At 58.9% G+C, this 17000-nt stretch carries 14 protein-coding genes; 4 read left to right on the top strand and 10 right to left on the bottom strand.

The genetic code is table 11. The features are described from left to right. The first annotated feature begins 128 nt into the window (after window positions 1-128). Window positions 129-2009, top strand: coding sequence for an AsmA family protein (locus BN77_RS07680; protein WP_040676871.1), 1881 nt, complete (start codon window positions 129-131; stop codon window positions 2007-2009). Here BN77_RS07680 and BN77_RS07675 read toward each other — a convergent pair whose 3' ends face one another. The 5 genes from BN77_RS07675 to BN77_RS07655 form a co-directional block, all read right to left on the bottom strand. Continuing rightward, on the bottom strand, window positions 2010-2828 hold the full coding sequence (locus BN77_RS07675) for an ABC transporter permease (protein ID WP_007530203.1): 819 nt from the start codon (window positions 2826-2828) through the stop codon (window positions 2010-2012). Between the two features lie 2 nt (window positions 2829-2830). Further along, on the bottom strand, window positions 2831-3742 hold the full coding sequence (locus BN77_RS07670) for an ABC transporter permease subunit (RefSeq protein ID WP_007530201.1): 912 nt from the start codon (window positions 3740-3742) through the stop codon (window positions 2831-2833). 3 nt (window positions 3743-3745) lie between these two features. After that, window positions 3746-4888 (bottom strand): ABC transporter ATP-binding protein, encoded by a 1143-nt coding sequence (locus BN77_RS07665; protein WP_007530199.1) that lies wholly within the window; start codon window positions 4886-4888, stop codon window positions 3746-3748. A 93-nt stretch (window positions 4889-4981) separates the two neighbouring features. After that, a complete protein-coding gene (locus BN77_RS07660) occupies window positions 4982-6082 on the bottom strand; it encodes a polyamine ABC transporter substrate-binding protein (RefSeq protein WP_007530197.1) in 1101 nt (366 codons plus the stop codon). Between the two features lie 130 nt (window positions 6083-6212). Further along, on the bottom strand, window positions 6213-7625 hold the full coding sequence (locus tag BN77_RS07655; RefSeq protein WP_007530195.1) for a helix-turn-helix domain-containing protein: 1413 nt from the start codon (window positions 7623-7625) through the stop codon (window positions 6213-6215). Window positions 7626-7817: 192 nt separating this feature from the next. Between BN77_RS07655 and aceA the strand changes: the two genes are divergently transcribed. Both aceA and BN77_RS07645 read left to right on the top strand, forming a co-directional pair. Beyond that, window positions 7818-9107: an isocitrate lyase gene (gene aceA, locus BN77_RS07650; RefSeq protein ID WP_007530192.1), complete on the top strand. Its 1290-nt coding sequence runs from the start codon at window positions 7818-7820 to the stop codon at window positions 9105-9107. Between the two features lie 22 nt (window positions 9108-9129). Further along, window positions 9130-9366, top strand: coding sequence for an SMc00767 family acetate metabolism repressor (locus tag BN77_RS07645; protein ID WP_007530190.1), 237 nt, complete (start codon window positions 9130-9132; stop codon window positions 9364-9366). Between the two features lie 15 nt (window positions 9367-9381). Here BN77_RS07645 and BN77_RS07640 read toward each other — a convergent pair whose 3' ends face one another. Further along, entirely contained in the window at window positions 9382-10251 is an 870-nt protein-coding gene (locus BN77_RS07640) for a LysR family transcriptional regulator (protein WP_040676867.1), read from the bottom strand. Window positions 10252-10337: 86 nt separating this feature from the next. Between BN77_RS07640 and BN77_RS07635 the strand changes: the two genes are divergently transcribed. Further along, window positions 10338-10526 carry a hypothetical protein gene (locus BN77_RS07635; RefSeq protein WP_081593568.1) on the top strand — a complete coding sequence of 63 codons (189 nt, stop codon included), beginning with the start codon at window positions 10338-10340 and terminating at the stop codon, window positions 10524-10526. A gap of 18 nt (window positions 10527-10544) precedes the next feature. On the opposite strand, the gene BN77_RS07630 is transcribed toward BN77_RS07635, so the two are convergent. The 4 genes from BN77_RS07630 to BN77_RS07620 form a co-directional block, all read right to left on the bottom strand. Continuing rightward, on the bottom strand, window positions 10545-12386 hold the full coding sequence (locus BN77_RS07630; RefSeq protein ID WP_007530185.1) for a methyl-accepting chemotaxis protein: 1842 nt from the start codon (window positions 12384-12386) through the stop codon (window positions 10545-10547). 184 nt (window positions 12387-12570) lie between these two features. Beyond that, entirely contained in the window at window positions 12571-15102 is a 2532-nt protein-coding gene (locus BN77_RS07625; protein WP_040676861.1) for a methyl-accepting chemotaxis protein, read from the bottom strand. 299 nt (window positions 15103-15401) lie between these two features. Beyond that, on the bottom strand, window positions 15402-15545 hold the full coding sequence (locus BN77_RS34070; RefSeq protein ID WP_167540362.1) for a hypothetical protein: 144 nt from the start codon (window positions 15543-15545) through the stop codon (window positions 15402-15404). A gap of 148 nt (window positions 15546-15693) precedes the next feature. Further along, a complete protein-coding gene (locus BN77_RS07620; protein ID WP_007530181.1) occupies window positions 15694-16875 on the bottom strand; it encodes a BaiN/RdsA family NAD(P)/FAD-dependent oxidoreductase in 1182 nt (393 codons plus the stop codon). Between the last annotated feature and the right edge of the window lie 125 nt (window positions 16876-17000).

Below are 17000 nucleotides of genomic sequence, written 5' to 3'. Positions count from 1 at the left end.
TGCAATATCAGCTTATAAAGGTACTAACGGTCCATGTCGGTGGCTGGCGTTTGCAACCAGCCGGCATTTGATATATCCGGCATTTCAGAGATTTAACGGCGGCAACGGCCGAAATACTGGCGGAATTCATGGGTACGTCAAGACAACCGCGATGGCGGAGAAAGATAAGGCCCGTGTCGCGCTGGCTACCGGGCTTTGCACGGCTTGCCACGATCACCCTGCTCGTCTTCCTGTCGATTTTCGTCGCGCTTCGCGTCGCCGCACCCTATTTGATTTCCACCGGCCTCGTTCGTTCCGGCATCGAGGAGGCGCTTTCCAAATGGGCCGGCTATCGTGCAGAGATCGCCGGCAAACCGGTGATCGAATTCTGGCCAACGCCTCGCATCACCCTTAGCAAGATTTCGGTTCACCAGAAGGGCAACGGTGATAAGCTGCTGGGAACGATCGAGAGTCTTTCCGCCGAGTTTAGCCTGATTGATGCAATCCGGGGTCGCGCAAACTTCCACGAGTTCCATCTTCTCCGCCCCAACTTGCAGCTTACCCGCGAAAGCAGCGGCGTGATCGACTGGACCAATGAGGGACTCCTGGCGAGAGCGATTGCAGGCGCGCGCGAGGAGGGCGGAAGGGAAATTCTCGACAAGAACCTGGATACCAAGGTCGGTGCCATTACCGTCGAAGACGGCACCGTGAATGTCACTGACGTGTCAAGCGGCAGAACTTATCGTTTCGACGGTGTGACCGCCGACGTCAGCTGGCGCAAACTGTCGAGCCCGATTACCGCCGTGCTTATCGCGCGAACGAGTGGACAGGACCTCAAGCTCGATTTCTCCTCCCCGAGCCCCCTACTTATCTTCGGTGGCAGGAAGGCTGAAATGAGAGGATCGCTGACCTCGAGCCTGCTTACGGCAAGGTTCCAGGGCTTGGCAAACATCTCGCACCTCTTCGATCTTTCCGGTAACATGGCCGTCACTATCGGTGATCTGCCTGCGCTGTTGACCTGGGCTGACCGTTCGTTGCCGGTTCTTGCGACCCTGAAAACCTTCTCGATCGAGAGCGATGTTGCTTCGATTCCGAACGGGTTTCGCTTCGACAATGTCAGCATGAGCATGAATGGCTCGAATGCGAAGGGCGTGATGGACGTAGCCTTTCCGCCTGGCAAACGAGCCAAGCTTGGCGGTACGCTGGCTTTCGATCAGATGAATTTCCGGTCGCTCTTCGACGCGTTCATCCTTCGTCTGGCCGCCGGCGAAGCAAATGGGCCGCCGGACGGTGGCGCGCTGCAGAAACTCGATCTTGATCTCCGGCTTTCCGCGAAGCAGGCGCTGATCGAGCCCTTCGTACTGTCGGATGTCGGCGCCAGTATCATTGTTTCCAGCAATGAGGCGAAGTTCGACATCGGCGACAGCCAGTTTGAAGGTGGCTCGCTGTCAGCGCATCTCGAAGCGATGCGCGGTGACTTCGACGGCGGCGGCAAGTTACAGCTATCGATCCGCGGCGCCGACTTCGCCAGCCTGATCGCGCGGCTTCAACTTCAGGGACCGCTGCCCCTTGCCGCGGGTTCTCTCGACATGTCGCTCAAAACAACAATGCCGCTCTGGAAGGCCCGTGCAGGCGACGTGACGGGCAGAATCACGTTCCGCGCACGCTCGGGCTCACTTCCGGGCTTCGATGCGGAGGCTGTGCGCGCAGAGGCCGCACGGACCGACTTCTTCCCGTTGAATGCGGTATCCCATCGTGCCTTCGCCTTCGATAGTTTCGATATCACCGCCGATCTTGCGGATGGTGCAGCGACAATCCACGGTGGGCGGATCGAGGGACCGCTGCAGACCCTGATCCTTTCCGGCGTGATCCCTTACCGATCAAATGGACTGGCATTGTCGGGAACGATCGAAGCGACTGACGCTGCGGCATCAACGAGCTTTCCACCGCTACCGTTCTTCGTTGGCGGCGCGTGGCCGGAGCCGGTGATCTCCCCGGCTCCCGTCACGCAGCAGGGGTCGACCAGGTAGCTACGGCGCGTTGGCCGCCGCCCGCTCGTCCCGTTCGCGCTGCAGCTCGCGGCGCTTCGTGATCGTGGAGGCGCAGATCACACCAATCGCCACGATCCCGATCAGAATGGTGCAGACGGCGTTGATTTCAGGTGTCACCCCGAGACGGACCTGGCTGTAGATCTTCATCGGTAGTGTTGTCGCCCCCGGCCCGGAGGTGAAGCTCGCAATGACGAGGTCATCGAGTGACAACGTAAAAGCGAGAATCCAGCCGGAGAGCACTGCAGGCGCGATGATCGGAAGCGTGACTTCGAAGAAGGTCCTGACCGGCGGCGCGCCGAGGTCCTGTGCCGCTTCCTCGATCGACCGGTCGAAGCTCAACAGTCGCGACTGCACGACGACGGCAACGAAGCACATCGTCAGCGTCGTGTGCGCCAGCGTGATCGTCCAGAAGCCGCGATCGAGGCCGATTGCCACGAAGAGCAGCAGAAGCGACAGGCCGGTAATCACCTCAGGCATGACCAGCGGCGCGTAGACCATGCCGGAAAAAAGCATGCGTCCGCGAAAGCGCGTATAACGTACCAAGGCAATCGCCGCGAGCGTTCCGAGGATCGTTGCCGCGGTAGCCGAGAGGATACCGACGCGGATCGTCACCCAGGCCGCATCTAGCAAAGCTTGATTGTGCAGGAGCGAGACGTACCATTTGGTCGAGAAGCCGCCCCAGACGGTGACGAGCTTCGACTCATTAAAGGAAAACACGACCAGCAAAACAATCGGCAGGTAGAGAAACGCAAAGCCGAGCGCGACGGAGGCGACGTTGAAACGGGTCCATCTCAGCATGTCTATCTCCCCTGCTCGTCGGCCTTGGCCTGCGCGTTCTGGAAGAACACGATCGGGATCACCAGGATCAGCAGCAGGATCGTCGCCACGGCCGAGGACACCGGCCAATCGCGATTGGAGTTGAACTCGTTCCAGAGTGTCTTGCCGATCATTAAGGTCTGCGATCCGCCGAGCAGATCGGGGATAACAAACTCGCCGACCGCGGGGATGAACACCAGCATGCAGCCGGCCACGACGCCAGGCAGTGACAGCGGGAAAGTCACCCGCCAGAACGCGCTGATCGGCGTGCAGCCGAGATCCTGCGCAGCCTCGATCAAAGTGCCGTCCATCTTTTCCAGCGAGGAATAGAGTGGCAGGACCATGAACGGCAGATACGAATAGACGATGCCGATATAGACCGCGACATTCGTGTTCAGGATGATCAACGGCGTATCGATGACGTGCAGCGATAACAGCAGCTGATTGAACAATCCCTCCGGCTTCAGGATCGCGATCCAGGCGTAGACGCGGATCAGGAAGCTCGTCCAGAAGGGCAGGATGACGAGCATCAGCAGCGTCGGACGGATGCTGCGTGGCGCCTGAGCCATGCCGTAAGCGATGGGGTAGGCGATTACCAGCGTCAGGAACGTCGATACTGCAGCAATCACGAGGCTCGATATATAGGCGTTCACATAGAGCGGATCATCAATGAGATAGCTGTAATTGTCGAAGGAGAAGGTGCCGACCTTCTCCCAGAACGCTGCCCAGCCGTCACCGAGGGAAAAGACCGGCTCGTAGGGAGGCATGGCGATCGCCGTCGTCGACAGCGATATGCGGAAGACGATGAAGAACGGCGCCAGGAAGAACAGCAGCAACCAGACATAGGGAATGATGATGACCAGGCGATCATAGACGGCGGAACCGAGCTTGCCCATGGTTCAATCCTTGAGGAGGACGCCGGCATCCTCGGCGAAGGTGATCCAAACTTCCTGGTCGTAGATGAACGGATCGTCGACCGCACGCTGGGCATTCAGAAGCGAGGCCTTGACCACTTTGCCGTTCTTCAGCTTTACGTGGAAGACCGTCATGTCGCCGAGATAGCCGATATCCCATAGCTCGCCTGATGCTGCGTTCACCTTTGAATTGGCCGGTGGCTTGCGTGAGACTTTCAGCTTCTCCGGGCGGATCGCAAAACCGACCGAGGAGCCCATCGCCGGCTTGTCGGGGGTGATGACACTGATCGAGAAATCCTCGTCGACGGCGATCTCGACAGTGCTGTCGTTGGCGCTCGCGACCTTGCCGTCGAAGATGTTCACGTCACCGATGAAATCAGCGACGAAGCGGGAATTCGGCGCTTCGTAGATCTCGGCCGGCGTCGCGACCTGGATGACCTTTCCGTGACTCATGACCGCAATGCGGTCGGCCATGGTCATCGCTTCTTCCTGGTCGTGGGTTACCACGACAAATGTCAGACCGACGTTCTGCTGCAGATCCATGAGCTCGAACTGGGTCTCCTCGCGCAGCTTCTTGTCCAGCGCGCCGAGCGGCTCGTCTAGCAGTAGAACCTTTGGTCGCTTGGCAAGGGAGCGGGCCAGAGCCACGCGCTGACGCTGGCCGCCGGACAGCTGGTTCGGCTTTCGCGTGGCGAACTTCTCGAGCTTCACCATCTTCAGCATCTGCAGAACGCGCTCGGCGATTTCCTCCTTCGGCATGCCATCCTGGCGCAGACCGAAGGCAATATTCTTTTCCACCGTCATATGCGGAAAGAGCGCGTAGGACTGGAACATCATGTTGACCGGCCGCTTGTACGGCGGCGTTCCGGCAAGGTCGGTGCCATCGAGGACAATTTCGCCTGCGGTGGGCTGCTCGAAGCCCGCAAGCATGCGCAGCAGCGTGGATTTTCCGCAGCCGGAAGCCCCCAGGAGGGCAAAGAACTCGCGGTGATATATGTTCAGCGATAGGTCATCAACTGCTATGAAACCGCCAAACCGCTTCGTGACGTTGTTGAACGATATGAACGGCTTCGATGCAGGGTCTGCCCACGGCGCAAAGGAGCGGCGGATATTGCCGAGTGACTTCATATTGTGCCCCGAAAAGTCATTTTGAGAGCCGGCTCCCCCGAGACCGGCATAGAAAGAAAAGGCCCGGACGTTACCGACCGGGCCTGGTTACAATTACTGGCCGGTGACGACTTTCGTCCAGATCCGGGTCGCGGTGCGTTGCGTTTTCGGATCCCAGGGGGTGACGCTATAGAGCTTCTTCATCACGTCCTCGCTCGGATAGACCGACGGATCTTCCAGGACTTCCTTGTCGATGAACTGCTGCGACGCCTTGTTGCCGTTGGCGTAGAATACGTAGTTGCTGGCCTTTGCGATGACTTCTGGCTTCATCATGTAATTGAGGAATTCATGCGCCTCAGCAACATGCTTGGCATCCGCCGGGATCGCCATCATGTCAAACCACATTTGCGCGCCTTGTGACGGAATGGAATAACCGATCTCCACGCCGTTCTTGGCTTCGGTCGCACGGTTGGCAGCCTGGAAGATATCGCCGGAGTAACCGAACGCGATGCAGATGTCGCCGTTAGCCAAGGCATTGATATATTCCGATGAATGGAACTTGCGCACGAAGGGCCGTATCTTTTCCAGCAGTTCGCCTGCCTTCTGCAGATCGGCCGGCTTGCTCGAATTGGGATCAAGTCCGAGATAGGTTAGGGCCGAGGGAATGACGTCCTTCGGTGCATCTAGGACATAAATGCCGCAATCCTTGAACTTTTCGGCAACCGTCGGATCGAAGAGTGCTTCAAGGCCCGGTGCCTTTGCGTCTGGTCCAAGGACTTCAGCAAGCTTCTTCTTGTTGTATCCTATCCCGTTGGTGCCCCACATGTAGTCCACCGCATATTCGTTACCGGGGTCATACATTGCGGTGCGCTGCTGAATCATATCCCACATGTTGGAGAGATTCGGCAGCTTGGATTTGTCGAGCTTCTGGAAGACACCGGCCTGGATCTGGCGCTGTAGGAAGTCGCCGCTCGGCACGACCACGTCGTAGCCCGTGCCGCCGGCGAGCAGCTTGGTCTCAACCGTCTCGTTGGAATCGAAGGTATCGTAGACGACCTTGATACCTGTTTCCTTGGTGAAGTCTTCTAGGATAGAGCTGTCGATATAATCCGACCAATTGTAGACGTTGACCACGCGTTCCTGCGCAAAGGAGGGCGCAGCGGCAAACGCGAGCACAACGGCGCTCGCTGCAAGTCTTGCGATTGTTGACCTCATAATATCTCCTGTCTTCTTCTTGCTTTGCGGTGCCCTTCACGGACACCCACCCCTCTGGTTTTGCAAGCAGACTAGAAAGCTTTTCAGAAGCCGACAAGCGCAAAAACCTGCAGTCTCAATCATTTCACCATCATTGGAAATCGAAGCTGCTGAGGCCCGCAACCATCTCGTCGAGGCCCAAGGGTCGGGTGACAGGTGGTTCGGCGCGCGCAAGGCATCCACGCCGTTCGCAAAGGCGGCAAGCCGGTCCGATCGCAACCGCCTGTTGCGTCGTCGCAACCTGGCCGTAGACTGACGTTTCGCCTGCAGCTGTTTGGCAGCCGATCAGCAAGGCGGTGCGCCTGACGCGCTCTCTGAACGCGGTGTTTGGGCCCTCAAGTGTCCGAGAGACCGTCAGGTAACTCTCGCCATCCGGCAGCTCGACTGTTTCGGCAAGAATCTGACCGGGCTGCAGGAAGGCAGCATGAATGTTCAGCTTGGGACAGCCGCCGCCGAAATGCGAATGCGGGAAACCATGCGCCCCAGCCCGCCTCAGCCGGTGACCGGCGGCATCGATCTCGATCATGAAGAAGGGAATGCCGGAGGCCCCCGGCCGCTGCAGCATGACCAACCGGGCTGCCGCCTGGGCATAGGAAACGCCGAAGCGGGAACGAAGGATATCGAGGTCATATCGGCTGCCCTGGGCCGCAGCAAGAAACGGTGCATAAGGCATCGCGAGCGCCAATGCGCCGTAACGACAGAGTTCAAAGCGCGCTATCCGCTTTGCCTCCGGTGTCGACAATGACAGGCCATCGAGTTCTGCAAGTATCGCGTCGCGCAATGCCAGCGTCGCCACCTCAATCGCAATCTCATGCGCCTGATCGGCAGGCGACAAGCGTTCAGAAATGAAGAGCCGCATCGAGTGCCGGTCAAAGCGACGCCGGAGATCCGGCATGACGTGAACCGGAAGGACACGGACGCTGATACCGCGCTCCGCCCGCAGCCACTCCCTGAATGCCACTGGAAGATCGCGGGTTTCCGAAAAACCCGCCGAGAACGTCTCAGCGGCCTCTTCGAGTGCGGGAAAATATGCCGAGCGGCGCTCCAGGACATCGCGGACCTCGTCGGCCGGAAGCCGCGCACCTGCAAGCGGCATCTGCCCCGCACCTGCCGTCAGCGACGTCAGGTCAGAGAGGCGACTAGCCTGCTCACGATAGGCGCGGTAAAGCTTGATGATGCCGCTTGCCGCATTGGGCGCAGCTTCCGCGACCTCCACGAGTTCCTGATCGCCGGGAAGTTCGCCGGCCAGCAACGGATCCGCAAAAATCTCGCGCAATTGATTTAGGTCGCCTCCGCTCTCAACCCGAAGTTCTTCCAAATCAACCCTGAAGGCCGACGACAGCTTCAGGAGCAATTGGACGGTGAGAGGCCGCTGATTGCGCTCTATGAGGTTGAGATAAGACGGAGAGATACCAAGCTTTTCGGCCATCGCAGACTGCGTCAAACCAAGGCCGTTGCGCATGCGCCGGACCTTCGGTCCCGCAAAGATTTTGCGTTCCGCCATGTGACAACCCTTTACAAAACAGTGGCCAACCGGAATTTACAATACTTTACAGTTTTACAGAACGCCCGTGTCAAAGGCTTTGCAAGCTAACCCCTTTCTGATGTCTATTCCATAGGTATCTCTGGCTTTTTCCCGAAATTTGTAAATTCTGTTAATCATTCAACCGCTCACATAATCTGCAAGGAGAATGAGATGACAGAATTTGACAAGCTACACCATGACCTTCCGCCAGGACGTTTCAACGGGGTCGAGCGTCCCTACTCGATCGACGACGTCAAGCGTCTGCGCGGCTCCGTGGAACTGCGCTATACACTCGCGGAAATGGGCGCCAAGCGGCTGTGGCAGCTTCTCTATCAGGATGATTTCGTAAACGCTCTCGGCGCGCTTTCGGGCAATCAAGCAATGCAGATGGTCCGGGCCGGCTTGAAGGCAATCTACCTCTCGGGCTGGCAGGTCGCCGCAGACAGCAACACAGCTTCGGCCATGTATCCGGACCAGTCGCTCTATCCGGCAAACGCCGGGCCGGAGCTTGCCAAGCGGATCAACCGCACCCTGCAGCGCGCCGATCAGATCGAGACATCAGAGCAGAACGGTCTCTCCGTGGAGACCTGGTTTGCGCCTGTCGTCGCTGACGCTGAGGCAGGCTTCGGCGGGCCGTTGAATGCCTTCGAGATCATGAAGGCCTATATCGAGGCAGGCGCGGCCGGTGTCCACTTCGAGGACCAGCTGGCGTCCGAAAAGAAGTGCGGCCATCTCGGCGGCAAGGTCCTGATCCCAACTGCGGCGCATATCCGCAATCTCGATGCTGCTCGGCTCGCCGCCGATGTCATGGGCGTTGCGACGCTTGTCATCGCCCGCACGGATGCGGAAGCCGCCAAGCTGCTGACATCCGACATCGACGAGCGCGACCAGCCTTTTGTCGATTACGACGCCGGCCGCACGGTCGAAGGCTTCTATCAGGTTCGCAACGGGCTCGAGCCGTGCATCGCCCGCGCCGTCGCCTATGCGCCTCACTGCGACCTCATCTGGTGCGAAACCTCGAAACCGGATCTGGAGCAGGCCCGCCGCTTTGCCGAGGGCGTCCACAAGGTGCATCCGGGCAAGCTGCTCGCCTATAACTGCTCGCCGTCGTTTAACTGGAAGAAAAACCTTGATGACACGACGATCGCCAAGTTCCAGCGCGAGCTCGGTGCGATGGGGTACAAATTCCAGTTCATCACGCTGGCCGGTTTCCATCAGCTGAACTTCGGCATGTACGAGCTGGCCCGAGGCTACAAGGACCGGCAGATGGCCGCCTATTCCGAATTGCAGGAGGCGGAATTTGCGGCGGAGATCAACGGCTACACCGCGACTAAGCATCAGCGCGAGGTCGGCACCGGCTATTTCGATGCCGTTTCGATGGCGATCTCCGGCGGGCGTTCGTCGACCACGGCGATGAAGGAATCCACCGAACACGCACAGTTCAAACCAGCAGCAGAATGATCGCACCAAGGAGGAGAATGCCATGCCTACGCTTGCACGCGTCAAGGAGCGCGCTGAAGAACAATCCACCTGCATGACCCCGGACCAGCAAACGACAATCCGCATGCTGGCCAACGACCTGCACCGACTGAACCAGTCGGTCATGAAGGCGGTTGATGCCGGGGTTTCTGTCGAGCTCGTTCGCTCGGCAAGACATCATGGCGGCGACGGGAACTGGGGAGACCTCTTGATCCCCGTCATCGTCGCGGGCCGCAACTGAGGCGACCGGCGCGCCCTAGCTTCGGCTGGGGCGCTTGCCCGCAAAGAGATCGACGTAGCTCTTCAGCAATTTCGTCATGCGATCGGCAACGGTCCGGATTTCCGGCCGGTGCCGATCCTCGTTGTTCATGACGATCCATTGCCGATGGCGCAGTTCCGGCAGCTCGCCACCAAATCGCTGCAGTTCGGGATCGAGGTCGCCGACGAAGCATGGCAAGACCGCCTTGCCCGTCCCTGCTCTAAGCAACTCCAGAAGCGAGCGCGGCCGGTTGACGGTCGCAACGATCGAGCCGGTAGCGTTGCGATGCGGCCAACGCAGGTAGTTCGAGATCGCATCACCTTCGGCGACGGCAAGCCATCGCTCATCGGTGCCATCGGCATTGCGTCTCATATAAACGGCATAGGCGACCTCGCCGAGGAGCCGGGCGGCAAGGTTACTTTCTTCCGGTTCGAAGGCGCGGATGCCGATGTCGCTTTCCCTGTAGTTGAGGTTGGCGCGCGCCTCGCCAATGGTCAGCGAAACTGCAAAGGCATCGCCAGGCTTGCGGACCGCTGCAAAATTCTCTGTCAGAAGCCATGCGATCCAGGTGCCGGCGGCGATCCTCACCGTTGCGCCGACACTGCCCGCCTGCCGCCAGGCATCGACTTTCCGCGCTGCCGCCTCCATGTCCTGCAGATGGTCCAGTAAAACTTGGCCATCCACGGTGAGGCTGTAGCCCGTCTGACTGCGGACAAAGAGAGCCTTGCCGATCTCATGCTCCAGATCGAGCATGCGACGGCCGATCGTCGCCGGGGTGAGGCCGCTTGATGCGCTCGCACCGGTCAGCCCACCAAGCCGGGCAACCTGAAGAAAGAGCTGAAAAGAGTCCCATTGCATGTTTTTCATTGACGAAAAACATAGCCAGTTAACTGGTGTTTATAAAGCAGTTTTTGCTGGATAGATAATGCGATGCCCACATGGAGGACATCGTCATGATTACCCTGATCGCCATTGCTGATATTGCAGACATGGTCAACGACAGCCGTGACAAGTATTCGCCACGAGCAGAAAACGAGTTCTACGAAAGCTTCGGCAGCTCCCGCATGATCCGGATCGCGGCCTTCGTTACATCTTTCGGAATATCAGTTAAAGCGCTTCTCGCCAGAGCATCCGGTTCGTGATCCGTCGGAACCGGAAAATCAGGCCGCGTGCCGCGCACGGCCGTAATCGGAAGTGGCTTCGAAGCGAAACTGCTGAACCAACCCCATCAGCGCATCCGCCTCATTGGCAAGCTGGCGGCTTGCCTCGGTCGTTTCCTCGACCATGGCGGCGTTCTGCTGTGTCATCTGGTCCATCGCGTTAACGGCACCGTTGACTTCCTGCAGAGCAGCCGACTGGTCCTGGCTTGCCGTCGCGATCGTTTCAACGTGACCGCTGATCGCAATGATCTCCTGACTGATCGCCGCGAGCACCGATCCGGTCTTCTGCACGAGACCAGACCCGGTCATTACCTCCTGCGTCGACTTCTCAATAAGGCCCTTTATTTCGCGCGCTGCGTCTGCGGAACGCTGCGCAAGCTCACGCACTTCCTGTGCGACAACCGCGAAGCCCTTGCCGGCCTCACCGGCGCGTGCCGCCTCGATGCCGGCGTTCAACGCCAGAAGATTCGTCTGGAACGCGATGTCGTCGATGACTTCAATGATTTGCTCGATCTGCTTCGAGGCCTCCTCGATGCGATCCATCGCCGCGACTGCGTCGCTGACCACGGCGCCTGAGCTATCGGCGTTCTTCTTCGTCACGGATACAGCGTCATTTGCCTCGCGCGCTAGAACCGCGGAGGACTTGACTGTCGCGGTGATTTCCTCAACGGCAGCTGCGGTTTCTTGGAGATTGGCGGCTTGGGTTTCGGTACGCTTCGACAGCTCGTCGGCGGAGGCCAGCATGGCTCCCGAATTGGTTTGGATCGAAGCGGTGTTGTCACGAATTCGCGCCAGCGTTTCCTGCAAACGAACAATCGAGACGTTGAAATCGACGCGAAGCTGTTCCAGACGACCGACGAACGGCGTCTGGATCGTCTGAGACACATCCCCCTGCGCCAGACGGCCCAGGCCGGCGGCGAGCTGATTGACGGCAAAGTCGATCTGACCGTCAAGCGTGCGTTTCTCTGCATCGTTGCGGGCGCGCTCGAGGTCGCTGAGCTGCCGCTGTTCGGCGGCCTGCATTTCCAATGCCTGGCGAGCACGGGCATTGTCCCGGAAGAGAGCCAAAGCGCGTCCGATTGCACCGAACTCGTTTTGCTTCTCCACACAGGGAACTGGTCCGTCGAGATTTCCTGCCGAGATCGTGTGAATGGTCGAGGTCAGTGCTTCCAGCGGCCTGACAGAGGCGCGGATGGCGAAGTAGGCGACCACGCCGACCAGCAGCAACACCGCCACACCTGCACCTGCCACCAGCGTCAGCAGTTGCTTTAGGCTGTTGTAGTAGACCTCCATCGGAATGCCGATGAAGAGGATGCCTACGTTTGAACCGGTAGCATTTTTGATCGGGAAATAGCCCGTCATGAACTTCCGCCCGAACAACTCTGCCGGACCGTAGTAAGCTTGCCCCTTGGCCAATGCTGCCTGCGCAGGATGATCCGCGGCAAGCTTCGTGCCGACGGCGCGGTCGCCGTTTTCCTTTTTCACGTTCGTTGACACGCGCACGTAGTCGCTGCCCTGACGTTCAAAGACCGTGGCAACGCCGGCAATCGACTGCGCGGTGCGATCGACCAGAACATGATCGCCGAGCGAGGGAAGCTTATCTTCCGTCACCCCGGCGAGCTCGTTGTTGCTGACGTCAACCTTCACCGTGGCGTCGCTTGCGCCGTAGAGGACCGCCATGGTCCTGCTTGCATCCCTTGCGTCGGAGACGGCGCTCGTCATCACATAGGCGCTCAGATTGTAATAGGTAACACAGACGATCGCCGCGGTGCTGCAGACGAGTAATACAAGCGTGATGGCAACAATCTGACGTACGATGGAAGCCGAGAACAAGCGCAGCATGAATATCCCCTGAGACATGAGCCTCGCAGGTTAGTTCGAAAAATTTAAAGAAAATCTTCAGTAAATTGGCAATCGCCAAAAATTTGAAATCGCGTCCCGGAAGGCGTTCGCGCAGGTGGGATAGATCGACATCGAAAGGCCCCGGAGTGCCGGGGCCTTCCAATGATTTGCGTCAGCGCTCGTCTTATGCGGCGCGATAGACCGTCGCCGCCTGTACGTCGCCATCGATCTTGAACTGCTGGACAAGGCGAAGCAGTGAATCCGCCTCGACCGCAAGCTCGCGACTGGCTGCACTGGTCTCTTCCACCATCGCCGCGTTCTGCTGCGTCATCTGATCCATCTGGTTCACCGTTGCATTGACCTCCTGCAGCGCACTGGACTGGTCGTGGCTCGCACGAGCGATCGTCTCGACGTGCTGGCTGATCGTCACGATCTGCGCACTGATTTTTGCGAGCACCGTTCCGGTCTCCTGCACGAACTGCGAACCAGAGCTGACTTCTGTCGTCGACTTGTGGATCAGACCCTTGATTTCCTGTGCCGCAGCGGCAGAACGTTGTGCCAACTCACGCACTTCCATCGCGACAACGGCGAAGCCCTTGCCAGCCTCGCCGGCGCGCGCCGCCTCAATGCCGGCGTTCAACGCCAGAAGGTTGGTCTGGAACGCGATCTCATCGATGACCCCGATGATCTGTTCGATCTGGCGGGATGCATCTTCGATACGACCCATCGCGTCGATGGCGTTGCTGACAACCACGGCCGAGTCATCGGCGCTGCGCTTGGCCTGGCGTACAATTTGATCCGCGTCCTTGGCGCGCTCCGCGGAGGAGCGAACCGTCACGGTGATCTGTTCAACCGCAGCGGCGGTCTCTTCAAGCGAAGCTGCCTGCTGCTCGGTGCGCTTGGAGAGATCCTCGGCGGACTGAGCCATCTGATTGCCGTTGCCCTGGATCATCTCGACGTTATCGCGGATCTGGCTCATGGTGGCTTGTAGGCGCATCATCGAACCGTTGAAGTCCTGGCGAAGCTGTTCGAGACGTCCAATGAACGGCGTATCGATCGTGGTCGAAATGTCGCCCTGCGACATGCGCTCGAGACCGGATGCAAGTGCGTTCACCGCAAACTCGATCTGGCGGTCCATTTCCCGCTTCTCGGCATCGTTGCGCTGGCGCTCGTGCTCGGCTGCGGTGCGCTCTTCCTCGCTTTGTTCCTCAATGCGGATCTTCGAGATCGCATTCTCCTTGAAGATGCCCAGTGCGCGAGCCATGTCGCCGATTTCGTCATGGCGCTGATCGCCCGAGATGTTGGTATCGAGCACACCGTCGGCAATGCGACGCATCGCGGCGGTGATCTGGCCGATCGGACGCTGCAGCGTCAGAACAAGCGCGATGCCGCCGATGATTGAGACGAGAATGCCAAGGCCAGTCGTCAGCACCGAGATGCCGTTCGCCTGAGTGCGCTCAGCACCGGCGCTCTGCTTCTGCAGCTCGGCGAAAGTGGTCAGCTGACCCCAGACGCTGTCGAGCTGCTGGCGAGCGGAAGCATAATCAGCGACCCGCTGGTTGATCGTGTCGACTAGGCTTTGGGCGTCCTTGTCCATCGACGCAAGAGCCGGCGACATCGCCGCGACGATGTCTTCCGCGAAATTCATACCCTTCGCACTGGCGAGCAGCGTGTTGAGATTGGTGCCGAGTGTTGCGATCTCTTGATGCAGGCGGACGCGATTTTCCTTGCCCGGCTTGGCAGCGAATTCCCCCAAGACGAGCTGCAGCGAGTAGATCGCGCTCTCCAGACGGCGCGTGTCCTCGAGAACAGAGTTCGTTTGAGCGATGCGGCTGTCAAGCTCGACGAACGTGGTCGTCGCCTCGCGCATCATCTGCGTCGCCGTCAACTGCGTGTAGGTGGACATCTGGCGGAAACGGGAGACGAGCCGCCCCAGGTTGGCAATCGCCTCATCGGTCCCGGCGTCGGGGGCCGTCGCCTGTGTCTTCACGTCGCTGATCGTCTGAGACAGCGATTGTGTCATGCTCTTTTGGTTCGCGGGCACCGAAATCTCGATCAGGCGCTGCGCCTTGGCGATGGCAGGAATGGCGTCGGTAACGACCTTCAGCTTGTCGGCTGGCAACTGGGCTTTGTTGAAGTCACCCATGACGGAGGCAAGGGTATCACCGCCCTTCAGCAGGCGATCGGCGGCGCGCAGCGTTGCGGTGGCGTTGCCTTCGTCCTTGCGGATGTTTTCCTCAAGCTGCTGCGCATCATAGTTGACGTTGAAGCGGCTCGTAATCATCACCTTCTGCGCGTCGTCAATCGACTTGCGAAGAGCAAGTTCCTGTTCATGCAGGGTCCAGAGCTTGCCCACGGTGTTAGCGATCCCAGAAGTACCGTCCGTGGCAGCCTGCAGGTTTTCACGACCGCCATTGTCGCCGATCTGCTTGAGCGTCGCATTCAGCGTGCCTTGCTGTGTTTTTATGTCCTCATAGAGTTTGTCGCGTGCTTCCCGACTGGTGATCTGCAGGAAGTTGTCCATGGAGCCGTAGAGATCCTTAAACCCGCTCAGCGACTGCAGGACGCTGTTGGAGATTTCCATACGCCCCTGCAGAAGACCAGAGGCATAGAGACCGGTCAGGCCGACGGCAGAAATGCTTACAACGAAGGGCAATACAAAAATCAGGACCTTGGTCTTAATCCTGAAACGGGAAAGAATCTTATCAATCAACATGGCGGTTCCGGCCTTCCATACACCACTCCTCCCGCCGGTCGCCTGATGAGCGCCGACCGAGTGCATCGAGCTGCTTTATTGGAACAAGTGGGAGTCCCAGGCGCAGGCCCAGGCGGCAGTCATTGCCAGCTCGCTTCACCCAACACGGAAGCGCCCACGAACTATCGGGCCAGTTTTGCAGAGGATGTCTTAATTTTCGGATAAGCGAAGGCTACGGATAGCCGCATACAAATCGATTTAGCCGAAGGATAGCTGACAAGGCGAGGAGCCTGCCACGAGCCAAGGCGAGGTCGCGGGTATTAGAACCAGCGTGCAAGAAGGAGAGAAGCCACGGCAGCCAATGCACTGGCGGAAAGGACGAAGTAGCGGACGGCAACGAGCTTGTTGTCGGGCTTAGCTTGAGCGATTGCAATGGCGCGGGCGCGTCGTGTGTTCCTGTTCATTTGCAGAACCTCACTTCATCTCTGGCATACAATCCAACAAAACGACTTGTTGGTAAAGCTCTATTTAGTAAGTGCTTTTCCATCTGTCATCGAGGCAGGATGGCGCACCCTCCTTAAGAACTGTTGAATCGAGCAGATTGTTTCGTGCCTACAAAGAGTCACCGGCAACGAAGCCGGAAGCCCATGCCCACTGGAAGTTATAGCCGCCGAGCCAGCCGGTCACATCGACACATTCTCCGATGAAATAGAGCCCTGGAACCTGCTTCACTGCCATGGTGCGGGAATCGAGTGCTGCCGTATCGATGCCACCGAGCGTCACTTCGGCGGTTCTGTAGCCTTCTGACCCCGAGGGTCTGATTTTCCAGCTCTGCACCGCCTCGACAAGGCGAACCAAGATCTTGTCAGAAAGATCGGCCAACTGGCCGGCGATACCCTCGCGTTCCGTCAGATATTGCGCCAGGCGCTTTGGAAGAATGTCCGCCAGCGCCGTCTGGGCGGACTGCCGGCCGTTGACCTTCCTTGCCGCCTTCAGATGATCGAGGAGATCCACATCAGGTTCGATGTCGACAGTGATGTCATCGCCCTCGCGCCAATAGGAGGAGATCTGCAGGATCGCTGGGCCGCTGAGACCGCGATGGGTGAAAAGAAGGGCTTCGCGGAACGCCGTCTTGCCATGACGAATTTCGGCAGCGGCCGATATGCCTGACAATTCCGAAAGGCTTTCGAGCGTTGCCGGATCGAGGGTCAGCGGTACGAGGCCCGGGCGCGTCTCCACCATGGGGAGACCGAACTGCTCAGCGATGCGATAGGCAAAACCGGTTGCACCCATCTTCGGAATCGACTTGCCACCGGTTGCGATCACCAGCGACCTGCATGCATATGCGCCCCCCGACGTCGAAATGCGGAAGCCATCGCCGCTCTTTTCGACATCCGCGATCTCGGTCCGCAGATGCAAGGCCGCACCAGCGGTCTGCATCTCGTCGAGTAGCATGCGGATGATGTCCTTGGCGCTGTCGTCGCAAAACAACTGCCCAAGCGTCTTCTCGTGCCATGCGATCCGATGGCGGTCGACCATGGCGATAAAATCCGAAGGCGTGAAGCGCGCGAGTGCAGATTTGCAGAAATGCGGATTGGCGGAGAGGAAGCTTTTCGGGCTTGCGTTGATGTTCGTGAAGTTGCAACGACCGCCGCCAGAGATGCGAATCTTTTCGCCCGGCGATTTTGCATGGTCGAGAACGATGACGGAGCACCCGCGCTGGGCGGCACGAATGGCGCACATCATGCCGGCGGCGCCCGCGCCGATGACGATCAAATCGCTGTTTCGCTGCAAAACCACTTCCCTTGCCGAAAGGCGTCTTCTTTTTCCATCAAGGGGCGAAAGTCAACGTGTCCTCCCCCCTCGCCAATTGCCAAACTCCAGCTATGATGCCGTCACGATCAATGCAAACCGGTGTG

The sequence above is a fragment of the Rhizobium mesoamericanum STM3625 genome (genome assembly GCF_000312665.1).
Classification (GTDB): Bacteria; Pseudomonadota; Alphaproteobacteria; order Rhizobiales; family Rhizobiaceae; genus Rhizobium; species Rhizobium mesoamericanum.
This window is presented reverse-complemented; position numbering and strand designations above follow the sequence as displayed.

What these genes read in the sequence shown, in the direction of transcription:
- BN77_RS07680 (WP_040676871.1), top strand. Translation starts at nt 129, where the DNA reads ATGGGTACGTCAAGACAACCGCGATGGCGGAGAAAGATAAGGCCCGTG.
- BN77_RS07675 (WP_007530203.1), bottom strand. Translation starts at nt 2,828, where the DNA reads ATGCTGAGATGGACCCGTTTCAACGTCGCCTCCGTCGCGCTCGGCTTT.
- BN77_RS07670 (WP_007530201.1), bottom strand. Translation starts at nt 3,742, where the DNA reads ATGGGCAAGCTCGGTTCCGCCGTCTATGATCGCCTGGTCATCATCATT.
- BN77_RS07665 (WP_007530199.1), bottom strand. Translation starts at nt 4,888, where the DNA reads ATGAAGTCACTCGGCAATATCCGCCGCTCCTTTGCGCCGTGGGCAGAC.
- BN77_RS07660 (WP_007530197.1), bottom strand. Translation starts at nt 6,082, where the DNA reads ATGAGGTCAACAATCGCAAGACTTGCAGCGAGCGCCGTTGTGCTCGCG.
- BN77_RS07655 (WP_007530195.1), bottom strand. Translation starts at nt 7,625, where the DNA reads ATGGCGGAACGCAAAATCTTTGCGGGACCGAAGGTCCGGCGCATGCGC.
- aceA (WP_007530192.1), top strand. Translation starts at nt 7,818, where the DNA reads ATGACAGAATTTGACAAGCTACACCATGACCTTCCGCCAGGACGTTTC.
- BN77_RS07645 (WP_007530190.1), top strand. Translation starts at nt 9,130, where the DNA reads ATGCCTACGCTTGCACGCGTCAAGGAGCGCGCTGAAGAACAATCCACC.
- BN77_RS07640 (WP_040676867.1), bottom strand. Translation starts at nt 10,251, where the DNA reads ATGAAAAACATGCAATGGGACTCTTTTCAGCTCTTTCTTCAGGTTGCC.
- BN77_RS07635 (WP_081593568.1), top strand. Translation starts at nt 10,338, where the DNA reads ATGATTACCCTGATCGCCATTGCTGATATTGCAGACATGGTCAACGAC.
- BN77_RS07630 (WP_007530185.1), bottom strand. Translation starts at nt 12,386, where the DNA reads ATGCTGCGCTTGTTCTCGGCTTCCATCGTACGTCAGATTGTTGCCATC.
- BN77_RS07625 (WP_040676861.1), bottom strand. Translation starts at nt 15,102, where the DNA reads ATGTTGATTGATAAGATTCTTTCCCGTTTCAGGATTAAGACCAAGGTC.
- BN77_RS34070 (WP_167540362.1), bottom strand. Translation starts at nt 15,545, where the DNA reads ATGAACAGGAACACACGACGCGCCCGCGCCATTGCAATCGCTCAAGCT.